Here is a 17,904-nt window from a genome sequence, read left to right as displayed (position 1 = left end):
ACATTAATCAATGCTTATTTTTCAAGAATAACAGAGTTTTCGGGATTGTTCAATTGATTGCCACAAAAAAAGATCGAAATTATCGAAATATTCCTAGGTTATTACACATTTTCTGTAAAAAAAATCAGGCTATCGCCTTTTGACGACAGCCTGAACCTTGATTTATACGGGATAAACTGCATGCTTTCTGTCCGAAAAAACGTGACGCTTTTCCTTGTAAACCTCGTAGCGCTGGATTAATTCTCGTCTCAGTTCGCTTGGAGGCACAACAGCATCAACAATCAAGTTGGATGCCAGTAAGTACAGATCGATGTCTTCCTGATACTCTCTGCGTTTTTCCTGAATAAACGCTTGACGCTCTGCCGGGTCCTCAATCGCCTGAATTTTGTTACTGTACACGGCATTGACCGCCGCTTCTGGTCCCATCACAGCGATTTGGGCACCTGGAAGTGCAAGGCAAGCATCTGGTTCAAACGCAGCGCTGGCCATTGCATACAAGCCGGCACCATACGCTTTGCGTACAATGACTGATATTTTCGGTACGGTGGCTTCCGCCATGGCGGAGATCATTTTGGCCCCGTGTCTGATAATGCCTGCCCGCTCTACTGCTGTCCCGATCATAAAGCCAGGAACATCCGCCAAGAACAGGAGTGGGATCGAAAACGCATCGCACAACGTGATGAATCGAGCCGCCTTGTCAGCCGAATCGACAAACAGGACTCCTCCCTTCACTCGCGGTTGGTTAGCAATGATTCCAACCGGCTTGCCATCTAGTCTCGCCAATCCGGTAATCAGCTCTTGGGCAAATAACTTTTTGATTTCAAAGAACGAATCCTCGTCGACCAATGCTGTAATGACATCATGCATATTGAAAGCTGCATTCTGGTTCTCCGGCACGATACTCGTGATTTCCTTCGCTGTAGGCACAGGTGCTCTCGCCAGTGCAGTCGGCGGCGTCAACGTATAGTTCGCCGGGAAGAAACGCAGATAGCTGCGCGCTGCTTGAATCGCTTCTTCTTCATTGGCAGCCAGTACGTCGCCGCATCCGCTGACGGAGCAATGCATGCGTGCGCCGCCCAACTCTTCCAAGCTCACCTTTTCTCCAATCACCATTTCCGCCATACGCGGGGAGCCCAAGTACATGCTCGCGTTTTTGTCGACCATGATGACAATGTCACAAAAAGCTGGGATATAAGCGCCACCAGCAGCAGAAGGTCCAAACAAAATGCACACTTGTGGAATTTTGCCGGATAGCTTCACTTGGTTGTAAAAGATTCGCCCAGCACCCCGTCGGCCTGGGAACATCTCCAATTGGTCAGTGATACGCGCTCCTGCTGAATCGACGAGATAGAGAAGAGGAACACGCATTTTTTCAGCTGTCTCTTGAATGCGGATAATTTTTTCGACGGTCCGCGATCCCCAAGACCCTGCTTTCACTGTCGAATCATTGGCCATCACGCATACAGTTTGACCATTTACCTTGCCGATTGCGGTTACAACTCCATCCGCCGGCAGATCACCTGCCATAACATTCGCGAACAGCCCATCCTCGACCATGAACTCGTCATCGAACAATAGCTTGAGGCGATCGCGGACGAACAGCTTGTTTTGCTCCTTGAGCTTGTCATGATACTTGGCATCGCCCCCTTGCACTACTTGGGCGATTTTTCCATGCAATGTGTCTTCCAAATGTTTGGTCATCAGCGTAATCCCCCTCGTCACTCTCCGCGGTATATCGGTTTTCGTTTTTCTTGAAAGGCTACGAGTCCTTCTAGGCGGTCTTTCGTCGGGACGAGCAGCTTGTACGCATTGCTCTCAATCTGAAGTCCGCTAGCTAACTCGACCTCCACTCCACAATCGATGGCAAACTTGGCTTGGGCTAAGGCAAGTGGAGCATTCTCTGAAATTTGCTCGGCCAAAGAAATCGCTGTCGCCATGAGTTGATCAGCGGGAACAATCCGATTGATCAACCCAATGGACAGTGCCTCCTCTGGAAATACACGCCTTGCCGTAAAAATCAGTTCCTTGGCGACGCCCTTTCCAACCAACCGAGGTAAACGCTGTGTTCCGCCAGCACCCGGGATGATCCCGAGCGATGTCTCCGTTAAACCCATCTGGGCATGTTCACTCATGATCCGCAGATCGCACGCCAACGCCAATTCTGTACCGCCCCCCAGTGCCAGCCCGTTAATCGCCGCGATGACTGGTTTCGGTAGCTTTTCCAGCTCTGTGAACGTATCTCGAATCGTTTGGATATATACTTCGACTTGTTGTGGTGACATTGAGCGCCGCTCTCTTAAATCTGCACCGGAGCAAAACGCCTTGTCGCCAGCACCTGTCACAATGACTGTCCGGATGTCACGATCATGGCTGATTTCACTGATCAAGCCGCGGAGTGTCACGAGCGTTTCAAGATTGAGGCAGTTAAAAACTTCTGGCCGTTGCAGCGTTAGTACGCCGATTGCGCCCTCTCTTTGCAGGGAAACCGTCATATTCTATCCCCTCTTTGCGAATGTGTGGAAAATACAGATCATCCAGCTGGTTTGCTTGCGAGCGATGCCCGCAGCACTTTTGAGGGGAGCTCTTTGTCCAACTGCTGCCCAATATACGCACCAGCCTCAATCAACTTCTCTAGATCGACACCCGTTTCATAGTCCATTCCATGTAACATGTAGACCAAATCTTCAGTCGAAATGTTGCCGGCAGCTCCTGGGGCATACGGGCATCCACCGAGGCCGCCGATTGAGCTGTCAAAGATCCGGATTCCTTCATCCAGCGCTGCTGCTACGTTCGCCAATCCAGTTCCTCTCGTATCGTGGAAATGGGCGGCTAAGCGCTCGTTCGTAACATCTTTCACAAGTTCTCCAAAAACCTCATGAACCTGCTTCGGTGTTGCAACCCCTATCGTATCCCCTAGAGAAATCTCGTACACTCCCATTTCCAATAGCGCCTCTGTCACCCTGCGGCTATTGTCCAACGGAACGTTTCCCTCGTACGGACAACCGAACACCGTTGAGATATATCCGCGAACTTTCATCCCGAGAGCCAGTGCTTCCTGGGCAGCCTCCCGCAGGATCGGAAACGTGTCTTCTATCCGTTTATTGATATTTTTTTGATTATGCGTTTCAGAAGCAGACATGAACAGGGCAATCTCTGTCAGTCCGCATTGACGCGCCCGCTCCAGGCCGCGAATATTTGGAACCAATGCGCTAAGCGTTACCTCTTGGCTGCGATTGATTCCCTGCAAGACCTCATCTGCATCCGCCAATTGCGGTATCCATTTCGGATTCACAAACGAACTTGCTTCTATTCGCTTCAAGCCTGCTGCCATCAGCTTATGAATCAGCGCGATTTTTGCTGCTGCCGGAACGATCACACTCTCATTTTGCAGCCCGTCACGAGGACCGACCTCCACGATTTGCACACGCACAACAAGTCACCTCCTTGCCTAGCGGTCGCTCAGTTTAGAAGTATTCTAATCCTATTCCAAAACGACAATGATATCGCCATCGTTGACAAAATCGCCAATATTCGCTTTTACTTCCACAACCTTGCCTGAGGCTTGAGCCTGTACAGGAACTTCCATTTTCATCGATTCCAGTACAAGAACGTCTTGTCCTTCATTGATCTCATCACCTGGCTGCACCAGGACATTAATAACGGTTCCTGCCATATTGGCTGCTACTTGTTTCATGGATGGTCCTCTCCCTTGCATATCATTTTTATTAGCTTAGCGTTTTTCCGTGCTTGACGCTGCTCCACGCTCAGTAACGAACCATGTCGTATAGTTACCAGCTCGGAATTGTTCGTCCTGTAATACTTGTTGCAAAAACGGAATGTTCGTTTTAATGCCAGTAATCAGAAAATGATCCATAGCTTTCTGCGCTTGTTGCACAGCCTCTTCTCTTGTCTCCCCCGATACAATGACCTTTGCAATCATCGGGTCGTAAAAAGGAGTCACCTGTGTACCTGTCTCTACCCCATCATCAATTCGTACATGTTCGAATGAAGGTGGTTGGTACAACGTAATCGTCCCTGGCGATGGCAGGAAGGTGACAGGGTCTTCCGCATAGACACGCAGCTCAATCGCGTGGCGCAGAGCCTTTACGTCCTCTTGCTTGATCGACAGCGGGTGACCATCAGCAATGTCCAGTTGGAGAGACACGAGGTCAATGCCCGTCATTTCTTCCGTCACGGGATGCTCCACTTGCAAGCGTGTATTCATTTCCAAGAAGTAAAAGTTTTTCTGTTCATCTACGATAAATTCAACCGTTCCAACACCCGAATAGCCCACTGCTTTCGCTGCTGTTACCGCTGCATCGCACAGAAGCTCTCTCGTTGCTGTGTCCAAAAAGGGCGAAGGGCTTTCTTCGAGCACCTTTTGATGTCTGCGCTGTATGGAGCATTCCCGTTCTAATAAGTGGATGACGTTTCCATGCTGATCGGCAACGACCTGTACTTCGATGTGACGCGGACGTTCCACGTACTTCTCCATGTACATCGCATCGTTACCAAAATACGCTTTTGCGCGACCTTTCGCCGATTGGTAGGCTTGACGCAGCTCGGCCTCGTCTCGACAAATGTGCATTCCGATTCCTCCGCCGCCAGCACTGGCTTTGAGCATCACGGGATATCCGATGGACATCGCGATGACAGCTGCTTCATCTGGAGAATCGATAGCCTGTTCGCACCCTGGAACGACTGGTACTCCCGCAGCCTCCATAATATGGCGGGCAGTCAGCTTGTCACCCATTTGACCGATGACCTCTGGGGTTGGACCAATGAAATGAAGACCTTCCTCCAGAACGCGACGGGCAAAAGATTCGTTTTCTGACAAAAGACCGTAGCCTGGATGAATGGCATCGGCACCGGTGCTTTTTGCTGCTGCAAGAATGGCCTCTACGTTCAGGTAGCTGTGTGGTACAGGTGGTGGACCAATATGGACTGACTCATCTGCTTCACGAACAAACGGCAGATCCTTGTCTGCATCCGAATAGACAGCAACCGTAGCCACTCCTCTTGCCTTGCATGTACGGATAATTCGTCTGGCAATCTCACCACGGTTTGCGATTAATACCTTGTTCATGGCAACGCTCCCCTCTTTGACAAACCGACTACAACCGTAAGCGCTTCCAAATTGTTTGCCTGGTTTGTATCATGTGATGCTACTTTCTATTTTGCCACGAGAATGATCATAGTTCTAGGATGAAATTTTAAATTTTTCCAAGGAAGCGAAATCATTGCCTGACAATCCCTCCAATAAAAAAAGAAAAACACTTCGGAAAAGCCAATCATCGTGTATAATAAAGGGGCGGGGCCAAAAGGTGGCCAAGGCAAAGAGCTGTGAGAGGAGTGGCTAACCATGTTTGAAGTAAGACGTTTGCAAATCAACTATAAGACACTGGAGGAATTCCAGAAGTTTCGCGAATTTGGCCTGGAGGAGCTTTCTATGAAGGAAGACCTGGAGGCGAACATCGTGGAAAACGATTCGGAATCTCCATTTTACGGTATTTATGACAACGATCTTATGGTAGCACGTATGAGCCTCTACAAAATTGACGGGAAATACGATCGTTACTTCCAACCTGCGCAAGACTATTACGAGCTGTGGAAGCTCGAAGTCCTGCCCGACTACCGTCACAAAGATTACGGAACTGCTTTGGTCAACCACGCGAAGAGCTTTGGAGCTCCTATTAAAACCAACTCCCGCTGTCGCGCAGACGATTTTTGGTTGAAAATGGGCTTCACGCCTGTGAAATACAACCTCATGCGTGACCGTGGTGAAAACCCGTACGTATGGTTGCCAGAGAGCGTAGAGCTGCAAGACTAGCTCTCCCTTTCCCAACATGAACGACAAATGAATGCGTAAACAAAAAGAAGCGGATCAATGACCGCTTCTTTTTTCATGCCTTGCGCTTATTTTTCCACACGCTCTAAATTTCCGTTTTCATCCATTTTGAAGATCGCTTTGTTGGAATCCTCTTCCTGTAAAAAAGCAAGCTTGCGTGCACGTTCCATGATCTGTACCAAGGCACGGTAGTCATCATTGACACCCTGAACCTGATCCAGCTCTTTTCTAGCGCGTTCGTGGGCTTCTTTCAATTCTTTTAACTCCAACTCTTTTCCTTCCAACTCTTGTTCCAATTGTCGCAAGCGACGAGTCATTTCTTTTTGATTGCCGAGCATGCGAATGACTGCTTCAATCTGCTGCTCCTCTACATCCGCGTACTTTTGTACCTCTGCTACTGGTGTTTCAGATCGTTTTGTGTGCAATGTGACGACCTCGACCTCAGCCACCACAGGAGGCGGTGCTTGAATCCTCCCGAGCTTTTTCAGCTGCTGCCTTTGGCTTTTCGCAATCGAAATAGCCGCATCGTACCGTTTGCGCACGCAACTGTTCCAGCGGAAGCCGCACGCAGCTGCTGTCCTTCCTAACCTTTGACCCACTTCTTCAAATGCAGCAAGCTGTGTGCCGCCTTCGCGTATGTGGCGCAAGGTGACTTCCGCCAACACTAGATCGTCATCTTCGGTCCATGCGTCTTGTCTGGAAGCTACCATATGAGTCCCTCCCGTTACCTTTAAAAAGGATGATGTAATTCATCCTATGCTTTTCCCTACTCTTGTAGAATCGCTTTCTACTAGAAAAAGTATGTCCAAGCAAATAAATGTTTAAACGAAAAGGACGACATCGATCAGGACGTGGGGCGCTTTGTCAGGAAGCTTTCCACTACGGTGACGTGTTCAGGGCTACCCCAAAGATGCGCACATTGACTCACTTCGCGCCGGATTCGTTCTTCTTGTGGAATGCCCATACGCTTCCACTGCAAAACCTTCATGTACGCCTCAATGCCAGTTAGCGGCTGGGCAGCGATTTTTCGAGCAAAACGATATACTTCCTCATGCAGCTTCTCTTCTGTATATACCTCGTCAACAAAGCCGTAGGACTTGGCTTCCTCTGCACGCAATCTGTCACCAGTCAACAGGAGAGCGAGTGCTTTTGACTCTGGCAGCAAGTCCAACACCCGACTTCCTCCACCCCAGCCTGTCGTAATATGCATGCTGATTTGTACAAACCCGAAGGTCGCCCGGTCACTGGCAAAACGAAAATGACACGCGCCCGCAAACTCACAGCCACCTCCGACCGCTGCACCGTTAATCATGGCAATCACCGGTTTCGAATACTGATCAATGGCGGACAAAAGCCCTGTTACTTTACTGAGCAAAGGATGCGCCTGTTCAAAACCGCGCGCTGCAATAAACTGATTCAGATCGCCTCCGGAAACAAAGCTTCTGCCTGTCCCCGTCACAATCAGAACCTTTACCTCAGGATCGGCTTGGCAATCTCGTAAGACCTGATGCAGTTCGTCAACCAGCTCCACGCTGATCGCATTATGTACATGCTGCCGATTTAATGTGATCGTTACGATACCGTCCTGTTTTTGCAAAAGCAAGGTCTCCATAAAAACACCCACCTTTTATCAGCTTGTGGCTTTATTTTACCTTTCGATGGACAAACAAAAAAGAGGAGGTCTTTCCCCCCCTCTTCATTAGGACAGCAGATTTTTCATGGCGGAAGAATTGAATCCGACGATCAGGTTTTCACCGTCAGTCAGGATCGGACGCTTCAAAAGCTGAGGCTCTTCACTAAGCATTTCGAGCAGTTCCTTCACAGACATATCATTAACATCGACATCCAGGTTTTTAAAACGCTGACTTCTCATCGACAGGATCTCATCCAATCCATTTGAAGTCATTTTGATAATATCCAACAGTTCTTCCGCTGTCGGTGGATTTTTGAACAAGTGACGCTCTTCGTAATTCACTCCGTTTTCTGCCAGCCATGCCTTCGCTTTGCGACAGGATGTGCAGCTAGGATAAGTGAAAAACGTTAATTTTTGTGTTTGTGTACGTTCAGCAACGGCCATTTGTTACCCCTCCATCTCATCTATCACGAGTGATTTCATCTATAAAAGTCTTACCATTTGTAGTTCTTGATGTTTCGTTTAATCTCTTACAAAAAGTTAGTCAATAAATTTTCTTTCCTTACTTTGGATTTTACTGCTTCATTAACACTATGTCAATAGTAGTTAATTTAAAAACTAGATGAAAATTCGTGTGATATGCTGTTGTAGCACACTGCTACCTTAACAAGTAACACAAAATGGGATACACTTATGGAGATTGTTCAAAAAGTCGTCTTTTGATCACGAAGGAGTCCCGAAAGCTTGGGCAACATCGAAAGAGGCGTTCACCTTCAAAGTCCGGTGCTCATGTAGGTCCCCTACACTCCGCTCCTCCTTTTTCAGGTTCTCACCACTTTCTCGGTGCTAAAAAGACGACTTTTTGAATTTGATCTTATGGAGATTGTTTTGAGAAAGGGGTATCGGCATGGACCACGATGCGCAAAAGTTAACCAGTGCTTTAGCTGACCCCACCCGTTTTTCCATTTACCAATTTGTCGCCTACAGTAAAGATCCCATCACGGTTCAGGATATAGCTGATCACTTCTCTATCCACCCTAATGTGGCACGCTTGCATTTGACGAAGTTAGAGGACGTGAATTTACTCACTGCTGTTACAGACAAAAGTGGTAAGGGAGGACGTCCCAGTCGGTTGTACTCACTGTCTGAACAGGTTGTGAGTCTGCAATTCCCTCCTCGTGATTATCAGCTGTTGGCCGATATCGCGATTGAAAGCCTGCTCTCGCTCGGCGAAGCTGGCGAAGCCGCTCTAATTAAAATGGGACATCGCATTGGAACAGAGATGGCAAAACGGGCGGTTGTCCAAAGCGGAATCAATCTAGAAATAGCCTCTATGGAAGAAAAATTGGACCTGGTCCATCGGATTGTCGTGGCTCAGGGATTGAAACCAGACATCGAAGCAATGGACGAAGGAAAGCTGCGTTTTCGCGTAAATAATTGCACCTTCTCTGACAGCGCCCAAAAATATCCGAATGCCGTATGCCAGATGCACAACGCTCTGTTGATGGGAATATTCGAAACGTACTTGGGGAACATTGAATTACGTGAGGATGATTCCAAAATTCGCGGATGCCAATCCTGCAACTATACGGTGATTCAGTATTAGCACCGCAAGTCCAGTCTCTCCTCCCCGGGTGACAACAATCCGTCATACCTTTATCGTTTACACGTGTTCACCTGTCCTATATAATGGGGGAGGAATCTTGTAAATCTTACCGATCGAGGCAAAAAGGGGGGACAAAAAATGGATCGTATGTATCGCGTTCTTGGTTTCTGGACCATCGTGATCGCGTTGATGGCGTTTTGGGCAGAATTGTACCCGATGGCGCTCATCTTCTTCAGTTTGACTGCTTTCTTTGTAGCGCTGAGCTATATGAACCTGACTGAACGAGTATACCTAAACATTTTCTTCGGCTTCATGTTCCTGTCTTTTGTTGGATTCACGTATTACACATTCTTCGTGATGCCTGTTGGCCCACAAGAACACGCTTTTCTACAATTGATCATGTAAGAAAAAAGATGCTCGCCATGAGCATCTTTTTTTGTGTTCTCCTCTTCTTTTACTCCCGGGTGCCTTTCTCTTGGACCATGACCCAAAAACGCCCACCCAAGCCAGCAGGATCAATCAACTGCTGGATCGCTCGATTCCGTTTCATCGCAACGCTCGTGAAAGGGTCTGTATCCATATGCGCGACCGCTTTATGAAGCAAGCCATTCCGCATCAAAAACCGATCCTGTCTCATATAGTCTATTTCCCGTAAACCCGCCTTTTCTCCATGCTGCTTCCACGCAGAAAAATTCACATGTGTCGTCAAGTCTTGTTCACCTATGTTGATATACGGATTCGTATGAGCCTGATGACGATGGTAGCACATCAGTGTTCCGTTTTTCCGACTGGGATGGTAAAGCTCTTCTTGCAGATCACCGTAATCAATCGTGATGACGAACCCTTTTTTCAATAGGCCGGAAACTTCTTGTGCAGCTTGCTCCATCGCCATATTTATCTCGATCCGCATTCCGATTGGCAGCTTCAAGTTCAGCTCACGCAAATATTCCCCTAGAGCTGGTGTCATCTCCCCTAGATACTCTTCCAGCCCGTCCTCACCAACACGCACCCACACTTCCTGCCAGCCGGATCTGGTTTTCTCCACTATATGTACCGGAAATGCGTCCAGCCATTCATTCGAGAAAATAACCCCTTCTATTTTTTCATGCTTGGCAGCTTCATTCACGGAAGAGTACCAACGCTTCGGACCCTCGTGCCACTGGAGCGCCTCCTGCTGCATTTTCCGGTGATACGGACTCGCCTCTATCAAAATGACCGTCAGCTCTTTGTATACCTCTGGCCTGCTCTCACGGACGCGCTCCAGCAGGTGACGGCAAACAGCTCCGGTTCCCCCACCGATCTCAACGAGCACAGGCGAAGTGATATCCGCCTTCTCCCATAATGCCAAGACTGCATCTGCGATTGTTTCCGCAAAGACAGGATGCACCGATGCACTCGTATAAAAATCTCCCGCTTTACCTACTTTGGGTTGTTCGACCATATAATATCCAAAAGTGTCATGATAGAGGGCCAACTCCATAAAGCGCGCGAACGTAATCGCTTTCCCTGGTTGGCTTGCTATTTCCTCGCGAATCAGTTCAATCATCGTCATAAGCTCTTCTCCTGCTATCCAAATTCAACTAGATAAGGCTATAATACGAAAAGAAGCATACAATATGGAAAGGCAAAAGCAAAAGGTGAAATCATGCGCAAATTTCTTCTCGTCTTGTTCCTACTTGTATGTCCACTGACGACGGTGTTCGCCCAGGAAGAGACCTCTACTCCTTTGGAGCAGCTCATCCTGCAGCAGCATTTTACACAAAAAGAGCTGGAGCGAACCCTCATCTTACTCAAGGAAGAAGAGACGCGGACATACGGGGAAATCGCTCAAATGGATCTCGATTTGCAACGGCAAAAGCTGGTGATGGAAGCGACACAACGCCGGGCCGGTGAGGTAGCGCGGGCCTATTACATGGGCGAGCGTACTAATCTTCTGACGTTACTATTAAATGCGGAAAATTTCAATCAGTTCTTATTGATGTACGACTTCTACGAGATCTTGTACGAGCGTGACATGTCTCGACTAGAGTCCTATCATACTGAGCGCACCAAGCTCACCGCGATGCAAACCGACAAAAAGAATCGATTGGACCAACTTCAAACGCTGCGAAAAAAATACGAGCTTCAATTAGCAGAGATGCTCGCCGTCGCCGCTGAAAAAGAAAAAAACGTACAAAAACTGGATGACCCGACGGTTGTGGAATCCATGATGAATCACTTGATTTTAGACTGGGAAAAACGTGGTTTGCCCGCTTTCCAGACCTTCTTCGGAATGCTCGCGCAGGTCATGGTTCAAGTTCCCGAGTTGGCGACGCCCGATCGAATTCAGTCGGAAGGGCTCCTCAAGCATACGTTAACCATCAACCAGACTGACTTCAACAATTTTTTGATAGAGAAAGACGCCTTGTTCAAACAATCCCATTTCTCTTTTGAGGATAACAAGCTGACCGTGGAAGGCACCTATGATCAGATGGAGCTAAAGCTCGTTGGTAACTATGAGCTCGTCTCTCCTACCCAACTCAAATTCCACATTACCGAGCTGTACTTTGACGGCTTTGCCTTGCCTCAATCGACCGTGGAGGAAATGGAGGAAGCGTACGATCTCGGATTTTATCCGGAGCTGATCTCCCCCAATATCCAAGTGCAAGGCATCACGCTGATGGACGAAGAATTAAAACTCCAGTTACAATTCAATCTTCCATTTGGATTCGGAAAGAAATAAAGCCAGCTATTCATTAGCTGGCTTTTTTCTTGGAGACAACCTTATTGACATGAGCCGGCATTTCCTTCTGCAATTGTGTCATGTACTGGATAGCTTCTTTCGTCAGCGTAGGGTATTTCTGTCCCTGCTTCAGCTTTTCCAATGTTTCTGACACCGGGTAAATGACATAGTTGCGCTTGTTATTTTTCCGATAAAAATGAACGTAAGTCGGAATCATTTCAGCACTTTCGATGCTGGCCTCTCCTGATTCATTTTTGTACAGCACGAGCTTCAGGATAGCGCCAACATCCTTGTAGTCCCAACGCTGCGCAGAGATGAAATTACCCAAAGAGTAGGTGATCAGTCCTTTGTGTTGACGTCCATCTTCGAGGGTAACCGTCTTCCATTCATAAGGTTGTACCACATGTGGATGCGCACCCAAAATCAAATCCGCTCCAAATGTTAGAGCTTGCTCGGCGCTCTTGATTTGTTCAGGACTGGGCATGCGTTGATACTCATTTCCGAAATGAAGCGCTACTGCAACCAGATCGGCTCCTTTTTCTCTTGCCCGTGCGATGTCTTTTTTCATCAGCGCAGGCGAAATCAGATTGACCAGATACGGCTTGCCTTCTGGAATCGCGATTCCATTCGTTCCGTACGTATACGATAGCAAGGCTAGTGTGAATCCGTCCTTGGTCAACAACAAGGGCTCATCTCGATCCTCGGAACTTGCGAACGTTCCCGTGTGCGGAAGACCGGCTTCATCGAGATATTTGATGGTTTGCAGAACCCCTTGTTCTTTGCGGTCCATCGAATGGTTATTCGCTGTCGATACCGCAGTAAATCCAATTTCCTTCAACGTATGTGCAAGCGACTCAGGAGAATTAAACATCGGATAGCCTGAGTATTTTTCCTTGCTACCGCTCATCGTTGTCTCAAGATTGCCGATGACCCAGTCTGCCTCGCGGAACATCGGGATGACATTCGGGAAGAATCGTTTAAAATCATAGCTTTTCGTCGCTGGGTCCCAAACGGCATCCAACTGCTCCTGATGCATCATGATATCACCAACGGCAAGAAGGGAGATGCGCTGTTCCGGAAATCTTGATGGCAAAGGCGGAGGTTGTGTCTCCTGATGATTGGGCGCTGTCTGCGGTGGTGTTTCGGGATCAGGCGCTTTCACGTTGGGAGCTTGGTTCGTCTTATCTGCTTGGGCGATGGGTGCCGCACACCCAACCAGACTCGTGCAGGCGATAACGAGAATGAGTGCCCATTTCCATGTTCGCTTCATAATGAATAGCTCCTTTAGTAAATGGTAACCCCCTTCCTTTTCTCCACCAGCTGACAAAATCCTCTCCCAACCTTTATAAAGAATGATGAAGTGATTTAACGAAGCATGCCTGTGACAAACGGGTTGTACGTTTTCTCATAGTCGATCGTCGTCTTCGGTCCATGTCCTGGATAAACAATGGTTTCATCATCGAGCTCAAACAGTTGATCCTGGATACTGATCATCAGTGTCTCGTAATCTCCTCCGAAGAGATCCGTACGCCCGATGCTCTGGTTAAACAGAACGTCACCACCGAAGCAGTGCTGGCCAATTACAAAGGAACAGCTGCCTGGTGAATGACCTGGCGTATGCAAAACCTGAATGTGAAAACCTGCCAATTCCAGCGTCTGACCATCCTCCAACTCGTGCTCGGCCCGCTCACATACGATGAGTTCAGGCAGATTCCAGCGTCGAGATCCGTTGAGATCAGGGTTCGTGAGCCAGTCCTGCTCCAGTGGATGAATGTAAACCGATGCTTTTGTCAATTCTCTTACTTGGTTGAGACCACCAATATGATCCAAGTGGGCATGGGTCAGAAGAATGGCAACAACATTTTTATTCTCGAGTGCGCGGAGCAACTGATCTGGCTCCATGCCCGGGTCAATCACAATGGTTTGGTTGGTATCGGTGTTTGTCACCACATACGCATTGGTTTGAAATGCTCCCAACGCATAAGATTCAATGGTAAGATTTTGATTCGTCATAGGAAACCTCCTTGATTTTTTGATACGATAGAAAAAACACGCTTGCAAACATGGGGGTATGACATGCGCCATATGTACGGAATTGAACTGAATGTACCAGCCGGGAAGCTCCCTGGCTTCTATGCTCAAGTCATACATAAAATCGGAGATCATGTCAATGTCTTTGATCGGGACAAACTGCTTTTTATTGTAGAGAATCAAGCTGAACAGGAGAAGCTGGAAACCATTTTGGAGAAGTCCAACATGTTAGGCGATGCCTTTTCCCTATTGCTTCTCCCGTCTGCAACCACAATTGATCAACTCGATGATATCGGTTTTTTATCCCAAAATGAACATTTGTATGTATATGCAGATCAAGTTGCCATCGTAACGCTCGGAGCTCCATCCCAATCAGAAGATCAGTGGGCTGCTATGGAGCAACTCCGCGAGCATGTTCTAGGCGTGATACCCGAAAATACACACCAACCCGAAGCCTACCTGATCGATCAGAGCTTGATTCCACTGGCAGAAGGAATCGCGAAGGCTTATCAAGTGAAACTCGTTTGGCACCATCCGACTAAATGAATCCTTTCCATGCAAAAAGGGAGTTCCTGATAAGAGGACTCCCTTCTCCTTTTTACGATGATTTACGATCAAATCGGAACCACACCACTTGATTGTCCACAAGACCAAAATTGGCGGTGTATTTGCTGCCTTCATATACCACTTCTTGTTCGCCTTTTCCTATGCCGTACAGCTTCTCTAGCTGCTCAGCACTATCAAACATGGCGAGTCCTCGATATGTTTTGAATTTTTGCGCGTCCTCACGGGGAACTCCTCCCAGCATGATCGATGTTAATTCACCTTTGTGGACTTTGATCATCATCTGGGTCTGGTTAATTAGCAGCATGCCCATCACTGCATCTCCCGCACCCTGCGCCATCTGCTCTACTGTGTAGCTTTGTCTTGTCACCATATCCATAAAATCAGCTTTTGTCGGCTTCAAAATATCTATCGCTTCTTTTATGTTCTGTCCGAGATAAATGCCGTTTACTCCATATTCCTTTTGATTTTCGGGGTCAAATGTAGCAGTTGGTTCCGACTGGGCCGAACATGCCACCAAGACAACTACTGTTAACATCCAAAACGCAGTCATTCGCAAGCATTTCCACATCATTCAGTTGTGCCCACCTTTGCTACCGCTCTTTTGGTTATCTTAGCGTATCCGGCAAGCATCGGGCAACCATAGGGAGACGAGGTTATTCTCGTGTGCCGCTGACTTTGCGGCGCGGTCGATTAGGCGGCAGATTGCTATCCACCGATTGTTTGAAGCTCTCTAGTATTTTGAGGAGTGATGCGAAAAACGGTGAGCCAAACACCGCAACAATTCCCCACATCCAGGTTCCTAACTGCCACGAATTTTTTACATAAGCGGATTCAGAACCAGTTAAAATGAGAGCCGGATCCAGACCAAGCATGCCAAAAATGACACCAGCAGCCAATACGGAAATTACCAAATTGAAAAAGCGCTTGTAATGCATCAATCGAGCAGCGTGATACTGATCCTCCCAGCAATTTTCTTTCGCCTCATAGTCCGTCGCCAAAAAGGGAATGACTGATTTAAATGCTTCCGTTACACCTGCTGCCGCGCTGGACACCGCTGTTATATAAATCAAAAAAGAAATAGATGAATCCAACGTAACCATCATGCTTCCCTCCTTTGTACATATGTATGGAGTTGGAGGGACAACTTGCAAATTTTTTTGCAGTTTGTATATTTCCCCTTTGCCGTTTATGCGGTAACATGTTGTTGCATGTAAATATGAGGAAGGGCAGGGATTGCTATGCAGGACTTTTCTTTTGTATGGAATCAGTACGACTTGATTCGCGGAATGTTTTTGGCGAGATTGACGGAAATAACCGAGGAAGAAGCAGAGGTGGTTCCAGTTGGCTTTAAAAACAACATTCGCTGGAATATTGGTCATATTCTTCTGACACAAGATTACTTGCTCTTCGGACCAGAAGGAATGAAATGTCCTCCGCATTACGCAGCCATGTTCGCTCCAGGAACCAAGCCTGCTGATTGGCAAAAAGAAGGGCCTTCCCTCGAAGCCTTAGCTACCGAGCTAAAGGAACAGCATGTGCGAATCAAAGAAGAATTGCATTCCCGATTGAATGATCCATTGCCAAAACCGTTTGAACTAGGCGACAAAGGCACTATGCATACTTATGGGGAAATGATGGTTTTCAATCTTTTCCATGAAGGAATGCACATCGGATGTATTTCGTCATTGCGAAATGCGGTCGCAGCTGCTAAATAAGGAAAATCGAACAAAGACGCGGGTATTTTTTATCCGCGTTTTTCTTTTTGCCTCCGAATATGCAAAAAATGAAAACCGCTCCAATGAGGAGCGGTCCTTGTCGAGCCCGAATTGCTTATGGGGTTCTACCGGTTATTCTCTTTGGCTCTTCAACCTCCATCGTAGAGAAAAGTAGCTAAAGGAATCGGTGTATTTCCATACGACTTTCGTCGATTGCTTGATCATGATTATCCACGGATCTTCGCCTCCTGCAAGGCATTTCGCCGTTTACTTACATGAATCATCGGGCTCGACAAATATAGTATGACCTCCTCGCAGTTTTTCATACATCTTCTTTACAATAAATCTGCGGCCAGCTGTGCGAGCACACTCCGTTCGCCTTTTTCCAACTGGATATGTCCTGCTAGCTTTTGATCTTTAAATACTTCTACCACGTAGGTTAAACCGTTGTTGCTCTCATCCAGATACGGATGATCGATCTGCTCAGGATCACCCATTAGCACAATTTTCGAACCGTCCCCCACCCTCGTCAGGATCGTCTTCACTTCATGCTTTGTCAAGTTTTGGGCTTCATCAATGATAATAAATTGTTCTGGGATGGAGCGCCCACGAATATACGTCAAAGCTTCCACCTGCAAACTACCCATGCCTGCCAAAATTTTATCGAGATCACCTGGGCGCTTTGTGTTAAATAAATATTCCAAATTATCATAAATCGGCTGCATCCACGGTCGAAGCTTTTCTTCTTTTTCGCCGGGTAAATAACCGATGTCTTTTCCAAGCGGAACGATAGGTCTTGCCACTAACAGTTTTTTGTATTTTTGCTGGTCCTCGATTTGCAGCAGGCCCGCTGCTAATGCCAGCAAGGTTTTTCCTGTACCGGCCTTCCCGGTCATGGTTACTAAAGGAATATCATCTCGCAGCAGCAATTCGGTTGCCATCCGTTGCTGCACGTTACGGGCTCGGATGCCCCAAATCGGATCATCATCTGACACAAGCATTTCTAACATTTTTCCGTCCGAGTCGACTTTTCCAATCGCTGAAATAGATGGGTTACATTCATCCTTCAGCACTAAAAATTGATGAGGGTAAAAGCGATAGCGTGGAAAGCAGGAGGCCAGCTGCAGCTTTCTTGTCGCGTAGTAAGCCTTGATGATGTCGGACGCTACCATCATCTTCTGATACCCCGGGTAAATACTGGAGAACTCCCCCACAACTCGATCCGAAAGAAAATCCTCTGCGGAAATATTCAATGCATCCGCCTTGACCCTCATAAGAGCATCCTTACTTACCAAAATGACTGGCCTTGGCTGTGGTTTTCCGTTTTCCTCCTCCTGTAAGTTTAGTGCGACCGCCAAAATGCGGTTGTCATTGCTCATTTCCGTGAATTGTTTCTGAAGGCGGTGGAAAGAGGAATGATTCAGTTCCACCCGAAACAACCCACCTGTTTCTAGGGTAATGCCAGTGTGCAATTGCCCCAGCTCACGAAAACTGTCAAAGAGCCGAGATACGTACCGAGCATTGCGGCCAATTTCATCCATGTACCGCTTTTTGGAATCGATTTCTTCTAATACGACAGCTGGTATGACAATTTCATTGTCAGCGAAAGAAAACATCGCCCTAGGATCTTGCAGGAGTACGTTTGTGTCCAGTACGTAGATTTTCTTCAAAATCTCGCCTCCTATTCCCCTTCTTAAATACCTTATGCAATTTTTGGAGGGATGCTCAAATGCGGCGACGTGATGTACTACAGTCTATGTTCAGGTAGACAGAGATAGACGA

20 protein-coding genes are annotated in these 17,904 nt (G+C 47.5%); 6 read left to right on the top strand and 14 right to left on the bottom strand.

What is annotated here, in order from left to right:
• Positions 1-162: 162 nt before the first annotated feature.
• Genes HP399_RS11575 through HP399_RS11555 form a run of 5 tightly spaced genes read right to left on the bottom strand, consistent with a single transcriptional unit; the run spans position 163 to position 5,086 of the window.
• Positions 163-1,701: an acyl-CoA carboxylase subunit beta gene (locus HP399_RS11575; RefSeq protein ID WP_173617204.1), complete on the bottom strand. Its 1,539-nt coding sequence runs from the start codon at positions 1,699-1,701 to the stop codon at positions 163-165.
• Between the two features lie 17 nt (positions 1,702-1,718).
• Positions 1,719-2,492 carry an enoyl-CoA hydratase-related protein gene (locus HP399_RS11570; RefSeq protein WP_173617203.1) on the bottom strand — a complete coding sequence of 258 codons (774 nt, stop codon included), beginning with the start codon at positions 2,490-2,492 and terminating at the stop codon, positions 1,719-1,721.
• 38 nt (positions 2,493-2,530) lie between these two features.
• Complete coding sequence (locus HP399_RS11565) at positions 2,531-3,430, bottom strand: hydroxymethylglutaryl-CoA lyase (RefSeq protein WP_173617202.1); 900 nt, start codon at positions 3,428-3,430, stop codon at positions 2,531-2,533.
• Between the two features lie 51 nt (positions 3,431-3,481).
• Positions 3,482-3,694: a biotin/lipoyl-containing protein gene (locus HP399_RS11560; RefSeq protein WP_015892116.1), complete on the bottom strand. Its 213-nt coding sequence runs from the start codon at positions 3,692-3,694 to the stop codon at positions 3,482-3,484.
• Between the two features lie 36 nt (positions 3,695-3,730).
• Positions 3,731-5,086, bottom strand: coding sequence for an acetyl-CoA carboxylase biotin carboxylase subunit (locus HP399_RS11555; RefSeq protein ID WP_173617201.1), 1,356 nt, complete (start codon positions 5,084-5,086; stop codon positions 3,731-3,733).
• A 276-nt stretch (positions 5,087-5,362) separates the two neighbouring features.
• Here HP399_RS11555 and HP399_RS11550 point away from each other — a divergent pair, with 276 nt between their 5' ends.
• Positions 5,363-5,830, top strand: coding sequence for an N-acetyltransferase (locus tag HP399_RS11550; protein ID WP_007723302.1), 468 nt, complete (start codon positions 5,363-5,365; stop codon positions 5,828-5,830).
• An 86-nt stretch (positions 5,831-5,916) separates the two neighbouring features.
• Here the strand turns inward: HP399_RS11550 and HP399_RS11545 are convergent, their stop codons facing one another.
• The 3 genes from HP399_RS11545 to HP399_RS11535 all read right to left on the bottom strand — a co-directional run bounded on the left by HP399_RS11545 (position 5,917) and on the right by HP399_RS11535 (position 7,925).
• A complete protein-coding gene (locus HP399_RS11545) occupies positions 5,917-6,558 on the bottom strand; it encodes an RsfA family transcriptional regulator (RefSeq protein ID WP_173617200.1) in 642 nt (213 codons plus the stop codon).
• Between the two features lie 134 nt (positions 6,559-6,692).
• Positions 6,693-7,460, bottom strand: a complete 768-nt coding sequence (locus HP399_RS11540) for an enoyl-CoA hydratase/isomerase family protein (RefSeq protein WP_173617199.1) — start codon at positions 7,458-7,460, stop codon at positions 6,693-6,695.
• An 87-nt stretch (positions 7,461-7,547) separates the two neighbouring features.
• Positions 7,548-7,925 (bottom strand): Spx/MgsR family RNA polymerase-binding regulatory protein, encoded by a 378-nt coding sequence (locus HP399_RS11535; protein WP_173617198.1) that lies wholly within the window; start codon positions 7,923-7,925, stop codon positions 7,548-7,550.
• A gap of 463 nt (positions 7,926-8,388) precedes the next feature.
• On the opposite strand from HP399_RS11535, the gene HP399_RS11530 reads away from it, so the two are divergent.
• Together HP399_RS11530 and HP399_RS11525 are read left to right on the top strand one after the other, a co-directional pair.
• Positions 8,389-9,087 carry a helix-turn-helix transcriptional regulator gene (locus tag HP399_RS11530; protein WP_173617197.1) on the top strand — a complete coding sequence of 233 codons (699 nt, stop codon included), beginning with the start codon at positions 8,389-8,391 and terminating at the stop codon, positions 9,085-9,087.
• A gap of 138 nt (positions 9,088-9,225) precedes the next feature.
• Positions 9,226-9,492, top strand: coding sequence for a DUF2626 domain-containing protein (locus HP399_RS11525; protein ID WP_017249582.1), 267 nt, complete (start codon positions 9,226-9,228; stop codon positions 9,490-9,492).
• Positions 9,493-9,541: 49 nt separating this feature from the next.
• Here the strand turns inward: HP399_RS11525 and HP399_RS11520 are convergent, their stop codons facing one another.
• The gene (locus tag HP399_RS11520) at positions 9,542-10,639 is read right to left on the bottom strand and encodes a class I SAM-dependent methyltransferase (protein WP_173617196.1); all 1,098 of its coding nucleotides are present in this window, start codon (positions 10,637-10,639) and stop codon (positions 9,542-9,544) included.
• Between the two features lie 93 nt (positions 10,640-10,732).
• Here HP399_RS11520 and HP399_RS11515 point away from each other — a divergent pair, with 93 nt between their 5' ends.
• Positions 10,733-11,809: a hypothetical protein gene (locus HP399_RS11515; RefSeq protein ID WP_173617195.1), complete on the top strand. Its 1,077-nt coding sequence runs from the start codon at positions 10,733-10,735 to the stop codon at positions 11,807-11,809.
• 13 nt (positions 11,810-11,822) lie between these two features.
• Here HP399_RS11515 and HP399_RS11510 read toward each other — a convergent pair whose 3' ends face one another.
• Positions 11,823-13,079 (bottom strand): CapA family protein, encoded by a 1,257-nt coding sequence (locus HP399_RS11510; RefSeq protein ID WP_173617194.1) that lies wholly within the window; start codon positions 13,077-13,079, stop codon positions 11,823-11,825.
• A gap of 95 nt (positions 13,080-13,174) precedes the next feature.
• Positions 13,175-13,822 carry an MBL fold metallo-hydrolase gene (locus tag HP399_RS11505; RefSeq protein ID WP_173617193.1) on the bottom strand — a complete coding sequence of 216 codons (648 nt, stop codon included), beginning with the start codon at positions 13,820-13,822 and terminating at the stop codon, positions 13,175-13,177.
• A 63-nt stretch (positions 13,823-13,885) separates the two neighbouring features.
• Here HP399_RS11505 and HP399_RS11500 point away from each other — a divergent pair, with 63 nt between their 5' ends.
• Positions 13,886-14,386, top strand: a complete 501-nt coding sequence (locus HP399_RS11500; RefSeq protein ID WP_173617192.1) for a hypothetical protein — start codon at positions 13,886-13,888, stop codon at positions 14,384-14,386.
• Between the two features lie 52 nt (positions 14,387-14,438).
• Here HP399_RS11500 and HP399_RS11495 read toward each other — a convergent pair whose 3' ends face one another.
• Both HP399_RS11495 and HP399_RS11490 read right to left on the bottom strand, forming a co-directional pair.
• Complete coding sequence (locus tag HP399_RS11495; protein WP_173617191.1) at positions 14,439-14,978, bottom strand: hypothetical protein; 540 nt, start codon at positions 14,976-14,978, stop codon at positions 14,439-14,441.
• An 82-nt stretch (positions 14,979-15,060) separates the two neighbouring features.
• Entirely contained in the window at positions 15,061-15,507 is a 447-nt protein-coding gene (locus tag HP399_RS11490; protein ID WP_039960866.1) for a hypothetical protein, read from the bottom strand.
• 138 nt (positions 15,508-15,645) lie between these two features.
• Between HP399_RS11490 and HP399_RS11485 the strand changes: the two genes are divergently transcribed.
• The gene (locus HP399_RS11485) at positions 15,646-16,122 is read left to right on the top strand and encodes a DinB family protein (protein WP_173617190.1); all 477 of its coding nucleotides are present in this window, start codon (positions 15,646-15,648) and stop codon (positions 16,120-16,122) included.
• 335 nt (positions 16,123-16,457) lie between these two features.
• Here HP399_RS11485 and HP399_RS11480 read toward each other — a convergent pair whose 3' ends face one another.
• A complete protein-coding gene (locus tag HP399_RS11480) occupies positions 16,458-17,792 on the bottom strand; it encodes a PhoH family protein (protein ID WP_173617189.1) in 1,335 nt (444 codons plus the stop codon).
• Between the last annotated feature and the right edge of the window lie 112 nt (positions 17,793-17,904).

Source organism: Brevibacillus sp. DP1.3A (genome assembly GCF_013284245.2).
Taxonomy (GTDB): domain Bacteria; phylum Bacillota; class Bacilli; order Brevibacillales; family Brevibacillaceae; genus Brevibacillus.
Note: the sequence above shows the minus strand (reverse complement) of the source record. Positions and strands in the feature narration are given on the sequence as shown.